Origin of the sequence: Roseofilum acuticapitatum BLCC-M154 (genome assembly GCF_030068475.1) — a bacterium.
Classification (GTDB): Bacteria; Cyanobacteriota; Cyanobacteriia; order Cyanobacteriales; family Desertifilaceae; genus Roseofilum; species Roseofilum acuticapitatum.
In genome coordinates, this window is sequence record NZ_JAQOSP010000010.1 from 1 (window position 1) to 10437 (window position 10437).

Below are 10437 nucleotides of genomic sequence, written 5' to 3' on the forward strand. Positions count from 1 at the left end.
AGAGCGACTAAACTTCTTAAACTGAGGATAGCCTTTTTTTCCTGGGATTTTGCGTTTACAGTTATCGTAAAACCGACTAATTGAACTCCAAGCACGTTCAGCACTTGCTTGTCTAGCACTTGAGTTTAATTGGTCAGCAAATTCTTTCGTCATGAGCTAAAACTTTAGAGTATCGATATAAATCCTTTTTACCCGTTCCTGGTGTATCCATCCATAACCTTAAGCACTTGTTACGGATAAATTGAGCGGTACGGATAGCCTCGTCTATCGCTTGATACTGTTGAGTTTTAGCTTTTACCTTGAACTCTAAAACAAACATTTTACGCAAAACTTGCTTGGATAAAATCAGTATAGCGCACCAAAAGTTGACTTGACAACCTTGAAATTTAAAAAGCCGTCCTAAAAGGACGTTGCTCTAAACCCAAATTTTCGGTAAGAAGCCTTTTCCCATTTGTAAATTAAAGCCCATTGAGTCCGTTGAGAAATGGTCTCAATATCTTCGCGGGCAATCTGTTGGTATCGGCGACCGTCAGCAATAAAGATATCCATCCCCACCGTCACTTGATGCCAAAAGTGCAGAATCTGCGATTTAGCCTGTTGCAGTATCTCCAAATCTTGGGGTAAGGCAATCAGTCGATCGCCAATAGTGGGATAGCGCAAACTTTGTCCTAGCACCAGGATGTCTTGCCAGATAATACCCGAAACCTGATGCTGTCTTTGATAGCGATGAATAGTAGATTTAAAATCTTCATAGGCCATAAAACTTTGCACCCCTTCAACGGCTACAAACCGGTCAATGATGGGATGACCAGAAAGCTGAATATTCAGACTTAGACGCTCTCCTCGTATACAAGCCTCACGCTCTTGAGCCAATAGGGCAATTAAATCTTCAGTGCTGTAGACTTCGGACATAGCAAAAGAGTTTGACCATAAAAAAGCGCTCATGGGGTTAACCCAGTTCACCTACCTTACTGGGTTTGGGTTAGCTCAGTAACCGTTTGTTGAAGTTGGGAGATCGCTTGTAATTGGCGATCGTTAGTCGATTGAATCCCCGTAATTGCCTCTTGTAGGTGTTCCACTTTTTCCCGATATTGGGCCAATCGATCCTGTATGGGTTGGAGCATTTCCTCATAAACGCCTACTTTACCTCTAGCTTCTACCCAGCTTTGCTCTTGCCCCACCAAGGTGGTTTCCAATTGCTTAATCTCATTGCGCTTGGTTTCTTGCTCCGCCATTTGGCTATTGACCAATTCCCTCGCTTGATTGATCGCCCCTTGGATCTGACTAATTTCAGCTTCCATCCGTTGCACCTGCTCTAACTGCTGCTGTCGTTGACTTTCGGCCGCCTCCAAAACTGGGGCAAAATCGAGGAGTGCTTCTTGACCGGGTTCTGCTGGATAGCCTTGTCGTTGGCGGAGAATACTCTCATGGGCCTTAAACACCACTTCTCGCTCGGCTAAATTCCGACGAGAACCCACCAAGGATTCATTCAGGAAATCATAACTTTCTTGCTCGCTAGATAATTCTGTCTCTAAACTGAGGCGATCGTATTCGCTGGCTTGTTCGATCTTCTGCTTGAGTTCATCGATCGCCTCTAACTGATATCGTAATTCCTCTTCCTGATCCTTCACGAACCCCGATGCCCGTCTCAGGTCTTCTTCCAACTCTCCCACCCGTTGCTGTAGCTCATCGATGGGCATATTCTCCAGAGCCTGGCGATCGATGGTTACTGTCGGATTTCCTGATGCATCCGATAACTGCTGAATCTCTTGACACAATCGCTCTGTCTGACTTAAGCGACTTTGCATCTGGGGCAATAAATCCTGCTTGATTTGCAAAAGACTCTCTTGAGTTTTCAAATCAATCTGCGCCTTTTCCAGAACCCCTTGTGCCTCATTCCACTCTTGCCAACGGCTATCAATCCGAGTCTTTAATTGATTAACTTCCCCCTCCTGTTGACTCGTTTGCCCCTTCGACTGCTCCAGTCTTTGCCAATGTTGGTCAAGAACCTGCTGCTGTTCAGAGATAGCCGCCGTCATTTGCCCCACTGCTTCTCGCAGGGTTTCCGTCGGTGCTACAGCCTCCGACAAAGACTGTAAAGACTGGCGAATTTGGGTCGCCTTCTCCTCATCCAAAACCGTCGCCGCCGAGAGTTCCCCCTTCTGCTCCTCTAGCCGTTGTTGCTCGCCCCGCAAATGGGCCCAAGCCCCTTCCAAATCCTGACTTTTGCGCTCAAACTCCTCCCGTTGTCGCTCGGCTTCCTCCGATAGCGTCTGAATTTCCTGTCGTTTTTCATCTAGCTTTTCCGCCTCTTCCTCCAACTGAGCCAGCTCATCTTCTCGCGCTACCAGCTCCATTTCCCGGCGATTTAACTCCTGAGCCTGAAAGGTCAAAGACTGTTTCCATTGTTCAATTTCCTCTTCTTGGCCTTCAAACTTACCTTGAAGAGTGGAAAACTTCTGCAAAATCCCAATCAAAGGGCGAGCCGCATCTTGAGGGGGGCGTTGAATCTTCTTATTCGCCACCTCTACCAAAACCAGCGCTCCATCTTTCAAGGTTCCCGGTTCGGCTAGTTCAATCAATTCTTCTGAGACCGAACTCCAATTCTGTTCGCTGCGCTGACACGCCAGCAGTTTAATCATGGCTTTATTACCCATGAACCCCTTTTGGATTTGTACTTCCGCTAGATAAAGCACGCTGATAGTCCTCGTTTATGCGTCCATCAATCAACCGATCCTGGGGTAAAGTCTCCCTGATCTTTACTTTATAATGTAACCTGGCTTGTCATCCCTCCGAGTTTTGATTGAGCAGTTCTCTAACCCGCTTTACAAAAGTTATTACTGTCTGAGGGCTAAGGTCATCCACTCGCCGTTAGCTATTAACCAGGATAAGCTAAAGGATAATTATCGGGTTTATTTCCCATTCCCATTAGTTTAGCTTAAAACTCACCACCGGCTATCAACTGCCTTCTTCTATCTGAGTCCCATGGGAATACCTGCCATCGTAAGGACTTACAATAGCTTTAGGCTAGTGGGTTCTCATGGCAGAATTCAGCCTAGATTCAAGCGATATCGGTATGTAATCAACGTAATGAACACCTAATGCAGGGACAGTTAAGCGAGATTGACATTCGCAGCATCTTCCAACTCATTGAGTTGGGACAGCGCACGGGAGAATTGTGTGTTGAGAGCTATAGTCCTCAACCCCAATTTTATCGCGGCGATCGCCCCCAACGTCTGACCCCTCAATGTTGGTTTGTCTTTTTTGCCAATGGCAAAATCATCTATGCGGGTTCAGACGCAGACAGCTCTTTGGTGCGCGTGCGCCACCATCTCCATCACTATGGAGTCACCCCTACCCTCGATCCGATTAAGGTTCCTACGATTGCGGCCACCAATGCCCCTGAATATGGTTACCTGTGGGCGATGCTGGAAAACCACAGCCTCACTCCCGCCCAAGGAAGAAGTATTATTAAAAGCATGGTTCAAGAGACTCTTTTCGATCTGTTCTCCCTGCATAACGGATCGTTTATGTTTGAACTCGGCTCTCCCTTAGCTCCTCAACTGACTACCCTAGAAATTGGCCCCTTAGTCACCAAAGTCCTCAAGCAAGTGCAAGAATGGAACCAACTCCATCCCCATATTCAGTCTCCCGATCAATGTCCAGTCCTGTGCGATCCTGAAGAACTCAGCCAAAACCTGAATGAAAAGCGGTTTAAGATTCTAGCTTCTTGGGCCAATAAACAAACTTCCATCCGCCAAATTGCTCGTTATTTAAATGGGGATATTCTCACTGTTGCCAAAGCTATGTATCCTTTTGTGCAAAAAGGTTGGGTGCAATTAACTTATTTGAGCTATCCTGACCCGGATTGGATGCCGGAAGACCTCAAGCCGCCTCGTCCTCCTCGTGTGGTTTTTATTGATGATGGGGTAGCCTTGTGTAAGGCAGTTGAACAGATTCTCAAAACCAGTGGTTATGAAGTTGCAGGAATTACCAATCCTCTTAGGGCCTTGAGTTTGGTGTTTCAACTCAAGCCTGATTTGATTTTGTGTGATATTGCCATGCCAGAATTGGATGGTTATGAGATCTGTGCTATGTTGCGGCGATCGAGCCTATTTCGGCAAACTCCCATTGTGATGCTCACGGGTAAAGATGGGTTTATCGATCGCCTAAAAGCGCGGATGGTGGGAGCGACGGACTATCTCACCAAGCCCTTTGGTCAAGGGGAATTGTTAATGGTTCTGGAAAAATATATCGGTAAAGGAGGAGGGGTTGACCCCTCTCCCGATCGCATTCTTGATGATGAGATCGCCTCAGAACTGGATTTAGATCCCCTCACTCCTCCCTCCGGAGACTCAACCCACCCCATCGGCTCCCTTCCCCCTCCTGCTCTCCCCTAAAAATTGGATTCAGTGGCCGGAGATGCCCCTTTATTCGATAAATTAGAGATACTTGAAGAGTCGAGCCATAATCCGGTTCGTCAGACCTTCAGACCCAAATTCTAGGACACGATAGCCAAGGTGTAGGATAACCCTATGAGTAGCGTTTTAGTAGTAGAAGATAGCCCCACCCAACGACAGATGATTACCGAGCTACTGAGCAAGAGTGGACTTGAAGTCACCATTGCCAGTGATGGCGTGGAAGCGATAGAAAATATTCAAAATCATCGACCGGATTTAGTGGTTTTGGATATTGTTATGCCCCGGATGAATGGTTATGAAGTCTGTCGCCGCATTAAAGCCGACCCCAAAACCCAAAATGTGCCCGTGGTCATGTGTTCCTCCAAAGGAGAAGAATTCGATCGCTATTGGGGGATGAAACAGGGGGCAGATGCCTACATTGCCAAACCCTTTCAACCCACAGAGCTAGTAGGAACCGTTAAACAACTCCTTCGCAGCTAAAAGCGAAGACCCCTATCCCTAGATCCCCTAAACCCACAAGAATATGGTAGGTAATTCCGAATTTATAAATGACTTTAACGCCGAGCAAGTCACTGAGTTTCAGGAACTGCAAAACCCGGAAGGAGAATTGCATCTGCGTTTTTTTCTCCCCTCTGGCCATGAACTGGCCCTGAGTGCCATTGGGATTAAGGAAGTATTTGAATCTCCCCCCGATCGCATTACGCCTATTCCTAATGTTTCTCCCCTATTGTTAGGAACGATGAATATTCGCGGCCGGGTGATTTGGGTGGCTGACCTGGGACAGTTTTTAGGGGAGCAGATTCCCTTAAATACCGATCGCTCAGAACTGCCGGTGATTGCGATCGAAGACCAAGATACTATGTTAGGTTTGGCCATAGATCGGATGGGAGGTATGGATTGGCTAGATGTGGAACAACTGCAACGAGCAACCAATATTGCGGATACCATGGAACCCTTTGTGCGGGGAGAATGGGTCATTGATGAGGAAAACAACCAATATTTATGGCTCCTCAACCAAGTGGCTATTTTGCGATCGGCCAGGTGGGCAGCCTAAAATTGGGATAACCTTGAAGTCGAACGATCGATAGACCGGCTCATCAATCGGAGATCATAATAGAGTTTAGTAGCTTAATTTTCACCACTGGTCACACTATCTGTTTTGGGGGTTATGGGATGGATTATGCAACAGAATATCAGCAAGCAGAAACCGCTTACGTTCAAGGGCGCTATGAAGATGCCGCCTCAATTATCGATCACTTAGTTGAGCATTTTCCAGAGGATGCCAATTCTCATTTATTAAGAGGTCATATTTATTGTTATGGATTACAAGAATATACGGTAGCAAGACAAGAATATGAATCTGTTTTAGCCATTACCTCCGACGAGGTGTTCATGGATTATGCTCACCAAGGATTAGCGGATGTCGATCAATTTTCCACTTATCATACAATGGGTGTAGAGGGAAATACGGGGGCGGGCGAAAGTCCTCCCATGGAGGATGAATATATTGATGAAGAAGAAATTGCCTCTGAATGGCAGGATCTAGACCTGAATGGAGATGGGGAAGAAACCGACGAGATCTATACAGAAATGATCGGTACTCCTAGTGGGGGAAACTCAGAGGATTTAGATGACTATAACCTAATTAGTGCCAATGGCATAATGGGAAATGGGGAGATAGAATCATTCTCAGAAGAGAGTTCCTGGGAGGAAGATTTGGCGGATGAAGACGATCCGTTTACAGTGGCAGAACAAAACCTAGAACAATTGCAAGAGGAAGGGGAGGATTTTGAAGATGATATCTTTGGTGGAGAGTCTCTAGCGGAAGTACAAGAAGAATCCGATGAAGAAGAAGAATCTTTCTCTCCATTTGCAACGGATATAGATATCACGGAAGATACAGGGGGATTGTTTGAAGCAGATGAAGGGATTGCTTTTGATCCATCGGAATTTCCAGATGGAGATCAGGCCTTTCATCCGGAAAACTCTGGAGTAAAAGACTACGAAGAGTCAGCTCCAGAGGATTTACAGGATCAAGGATTAACCATGGGTGAGAGTCCAACCTTATTTGTGGGTGGCTCATCTCATGGAATGAATGGACATCAGGAAAGTAGTGCTGAACTATCCCTGAGTAAAAATGGTCGTAAGAGTGCGATCGCCAGCGAACAAACCCTATCCGATAGCCATCTCTGGCAGGGGATAGGAGATGATGATAGTTTTGATACGAATGGAACCCATTCAGAAGTCATAGATGACTTTACTGAATCGGGGTTTAAAACTGAATCGGGATTGCATACGGAAAGCTTTGGCTTTGATGATGATATCGATCAAATCGATCAATTTGATACAGATTCAGATCTCTCAGCTCCCAAAAATGGGAATGGGGCAGTAGACTTTCTCGATGAATTTGATGCTTTTGATGATAAAGTCCTCGATGAATTTTCGGGCTTTGATGAACCATCATCGGACTTCTCCAGTGACTTTAAGGAAAACTCCTTTAATGGAAATTCCATGAATGGGATGAATAGTCATGGACTCCAACTCGATGACGAGTTTGATCCGAGTGATGATAATTCCGCATTACTCGAAGAGGAGATGTTTAGTATCTCTAGTAATACGGATACCATTCCCACCTTTGCGGGTAAGTCTCAACGGCAAGTAGAACCGAGTGTATCTGTGGATCAGGGACTATTGAGCTTTTTTGATAATGCTCCTCTGATTACCAAAAATCTTTATAGCGCGATCGCCACCGGTCTCAGTTCCGCCTTTGCCATTGCTGCTGTGATTTATGCTACGGCAAGTGATGCTAAGGCGTTTAGCAAACTGGCCATGATTTTGCTACCGGGAGGCTTGTCTGGTGCAACCACTTATGTTTTAAGCAGAAAAGTGACGAGCCAAGTTAAGCAAACTACAGACGATCTGCAAACCCAATTTGAAAAAGTCGCTTCCGGCCAACTGGGAGCGCAAGCCACCGTCTATGGGGAAGATGAACTGGGCTATTTGTCAGAGAGCTTTAACATTATGGCCAGAAATGTGCTGACGACCATGAGTGAGTCCCAACGCAAAGCGGCGGAAAACGAATCCGCCAAAGAAGATCTACAAAGGCAAGTCATTCGCTTACTCGACGATGTAGAAGGAGCCGCTCGTGGAGACCTCACCGTTCAAGCGGAAGTGACAGCCGACGTACTCGGAGCGGTAGCGGACTCCTTTAACCTCACCATTCAAAACCTGCGGGAAATCGTTCAACAGGTAACCGTAGCCGCTCGACAGGTGAACAAAGGTTCAGCAGAAAGTGAAGCCTTTGCACGAGGGTTAGCCGCAGATGCCTTGAGACAAGCAGAAGAACTAGCCGTAACCCTGAATTCAGTCCAAATGATGACCGACTCGATTCAACGGGTAGCGGAAAGTGCCCGTCAAGCCGAAGCGGTTGCCCGTTCTGCAAATGATACAGCCCGGCGAGGTGGAGAAGCGGTAGAGAGAACGGTAACCGGTATTTTGGAAATTCGGGAAACGGTGGCAGAAACGACCCGGAAAGTCAAACGGTTAGCGGAATCTTCCCAAGAAATTTCCAAGATTGTCGCCTTAATTGCCCAAATTGCCTCTCGAACCAATTTACTGGCGTTGAATGCGAGTATTGAAGCGGCTCGTGCTGGAGAAGCCGGTCGCGGATTTGCTATCGTTGCCGATGAAGTCCGACAGTTAGCAGACCGTGCAGCAAAAGCGTCTAAGGAAATTGAGCAAATTGTATTGCAAATCCAAAGTGAAACGGCTGGGGTAATGCAAGCGATGGAAGAAGGAACGCAACAGGTGATTCAAGGGACAAACCTAGCTAAAGAAGCGGCGAAATCCCTGGAAGATATTATTCAGACGAATAACCGGATTGATGTTTTGGTGCGCTCCATTGCTGCCGATACGGTGGAACAAACGGAAACCTCACGAGCGGTGGCTCAGGTTATGCAATCGGTAGAATTGACGGCCCAAGAGACTTCTCAAGAGTGTGGACGGGTTTCACAAGCTTTGGGGAGTCTGGTGAATGTGGCGCGAGATTTGCTCACCGGTGTGGAACGATTCAAGGTCGATCCACATAAAAGTCGTTAACCCTAAGATTCAGGTTAAGGTGGAGTGAACCAGAGAAGTATCTTAAGGCGATCGCTCAAATCAAGGCAATGTTGCGGGGAGAGCAAAAACTATGGCTCAGGAACAGGAAAACTTAAACCGGATTATGGGGTATTTCCTAGAGGAAGCCAAAGACAATCTCAGAATCATTGAGCAGGGATTGTTAAATTTAGGAGCCACAGTCCGGGATGCGGAACTGATCAATGAGATCTATCGGGCTGCCCATTCCATCAAGGGGGGATCAGCCATGTTGGGAGCCAGCAGTGTGAGAAAAACCTCCCATAAGTTAGAAGATTATTTCCAAGTTCTCAAAGAACGACCCCCTAAAATTGGGCCAAAATTAGAATCCCTACTGCTACAAGTCTTTGATGGACTGACGGAATTAGTAGAGAATCTAGAATCGAGCGATCCAGATGATTCAGTTCATTCCAGGAACATCCAGATTTGTGACTCGTTGACTCCTGTGTTCAAGTCCTTGGATCAGATGATGAAGGTTGAGAATCATGGAGCCAATGAAGAGATAGAAGAACCTACAACGATCTTCTCTTCCCCTGTTGTCTCTTCTCCAGCGAGTGGGGGAGAAGTTGAGCATCGCTCCTCCAACTTGCCCGATCCAGAAGAGAGTGCCAAACATTTGGTGTTTAAGAGTGATATCCCCACCTTATTGAGGCAAATGCTACAAGGGTTTAAGCAGCCTGATACAGCAGAAAGTCGAAAACAGTTAGACCAAATTTGTGTGAAGCTCAAAGCAAGCGGGGAAAACTTTGAACTTTCTATCTGGATAGAATTGGTCAAACTCGCTCAAGGGGCGATCGCCAATCGTGATAATCTGTATGCGGATCTAGCTCCCATTGTGATTAGAGAACTCAAAAGAGCTACAGACTTTGTTTTAGATGGGAAATTAGAGCAGATTAAACCCAGTACAGCTCTATTAAATCTTCAAAGTGAGCAATCCCTGACGACGGGCCAAAATGATCCAGAACTAGATACATTTTTAAGAATGGGAACTACTCCCACAGAAGCATTTACTATGGAATCCTCCTCTAAAGGAGATCGTTCTAAAAATACTCAACCCCCACTCGATCCTCCCAAATCTTACACACAACGCATAGGGCCAGAGGTCGGACTCAGCGAACTTAATACCTTAGCCGATCTATTTGAAGGAGAAACATCAGATCTTGAATTAGCATGGGAAACAGAGATCTCTTCTATATCTCCAGACCATCCCGGTAACCCGGAAATATCAGAAGTCGATGATATCAATGACTTCTCAGACTTCTTCATTGATGAATCTCCCCAAGATTTACCCCAAAATGCGACCGATCCCTTAAATAATAATCTGTCAACCGAAGAAACTTATGATCTAGAACTAGAAACTTCTGAAGATGATCTAAAAGACTTACTAGAAATTGAACCCAGTATTATGTCAACTCATCCCAAACCCACTCAAGACTCTGAATTTTCTAACTTATTTTCTAATCCGGAAAAAACTCAAGATCTGGATGATTTACTAGAAATCAATCTAGACTCATCAGAAGATAGTCAATCCATAGAAGAATTGGATCTGGAAGAATCCAATCTAGGACTCACTGAAGATGAAGATTTTGAATTAGATTTGGACTTGGAATCCCCTGAAAGATCTGAACCATTATCGACAATGGATGATATTTTTGATTTAAAAGAACCCGAAGAAGCAGAAGAATTAGATCAAAATTTTGAAAATCTTAATCAGTTATTTGATGGTTTATCGGAAAATTTAGAATCAGAGATGGATTTAGATGCTTTGGGAGAAACTGAAGCGTTAGATGATGATTTGTCTCTAGAACTAGAAGAAAGTAGTAGTTCAGAGGAACTGTTTGATTTAGATGCTTCATCTGATGATGGAGAGATGGATTTAGAT

The 10437-nt window shown here is 45.5% G+C and carries 7 protein-coding genes and 1 pseudogene; 5 read left to right on the forward strand and 3 right to left on the reverse strand.

Features of this window, described 5'->3' with window-relative positions:
• From PMG71_RS23785 to hmpF, 3 genes and pseudogenes are all read right to left on the reverse strand, one after another.
• Positions 1 to 319: pseudogene (locus tag PMG71_RS23785) on the reverse strand (RNA-guided endonuclease TnpB family protein); the annotation flags it as partial.
• A gap of 80 nt (positions 320 to 399) precedes the next feature.
• Complete coding sequence (locus tag PMG71_RS02315) at positions 400 to 945, reverse strand: hypothetical protein (protein ID WP_283752028.1); 546 nt, start codon at positions 943 to 945, stop codon at positions 400 to 402.
• A gap of 23 nt (positions 946 to 968) precedes the next feature.
• Positions 969 to 2696 carry a pilus motility taxis protein HmpF gene (hmpF, locus tag PMG71_RS02320; RefSeq protein ID WP_283752029.1) on the reverse strand — a complete coding sequence of 576 codons (1728 nt, stop codon included), beginning with the start codon at positions 2694 to 2696 and terminating at the stop codon, positions 969 to 971.
• Between the two features lie 405 nt (positions 2697 to 3101).
• Here hmpF and PMG71_RS02325 point away from each other — a divergent pair, with 405 nt between their 5' ends.
• The 5 genes from PMG71_RS02325 to PMG71_RS02345 form a co-directional block, all read left to right on the forward strand.
• A complete protein-coding gene (locus PMG71_RS02325; RefSeq protein ID WP_283752030.1) occupies positions 3102 to 4400 on the forward strand; it encodes a response regulator in 1299 nt (432 codons plus the stop codon).
• A 135-nt stretch (positions 4401 to 4535) separates the two neighbouring features.
• Entirely contained in the window at positions 4536 to 4901 is a 366-nt protein-coding gene (locus tag PMG71_RS02330) for a response regulator transcription factor (RefSeq protein ID WP_283752031.1), read from the forward strand.
• Positions 4902 to 4944: 43 nt separating this feature from the next.
• A complete protein-coding gene (locus PMG71_RS02335; protein ID WP_283752032.1) occupies positions 4945 to 5475 on the forward strand; it encodes a chemotaxis protein CheW in 531 nt (176 codons plus the stop codon).
• A gap of 119 nt (positions 5476 to 5594) precedes the next feature.
• Positions 5595 to 8519 carry a methyl-accepting chemotaxis protein gene (locus PMG71_RS02340; RefSeq protein ID WP_283752033.1) on the forward strand — a complete coding sequence of 975 codons (2925 nt, stop codon included), beginning with the start codon at positions 5595 to 5597 and terminating at the stop codon, positions 8517 to 8519.
• A gap of 91 nt (positions 8520 to 8610) precedes the next feature.
• Positions 8611 to 10437 (forward strand): Hpt domain-containing protein (locus PMG71_RS02345; protein ID WP_283752034.1); only part of this gene is annotated, 1827 nt, incomplete at its 3' end.

Excerpts from the sequence above, each read along its gene's own strand:
- PMG71_RS02315 (WP_283752028.1), bottom strand. The coding sequence starts at position 945 with ATGAGCGCTTTTTTATGGTCAAACTCTTTTGCTATGTCCGAAGTCTAC.
- PMG71_RS02325 (WP_283752030.1), top strand. The coding sequence starts at position 3,102 with ATGCAGGGACAGTTAAGCGAGATTGACATTCGCAGCATCTTCCAACTC.
- PMG71_RS02330 (WP_283752031.1), top strand. The coding sequence starts at position 4,536 with ATGAGTAGCGTTTTAGTAGTAGAAGATAGCCCCACCCAACGACAGATG.
- PMG71_RS02335 (WP_283752032.1), top strand. The coding sequence starts at position 4,945 with ATGGTAGGTAATTCCGAATTTATAAATGACTTTAACGCCGAGCAAGTC.
- PMG71_RS02340 (WP_283752033.1), top strand. The coding sequence starts at position 5,595 with ATGGATTATGCAACAGAATATCAGCAAGCAGAAACCGCTTACGTTCAA.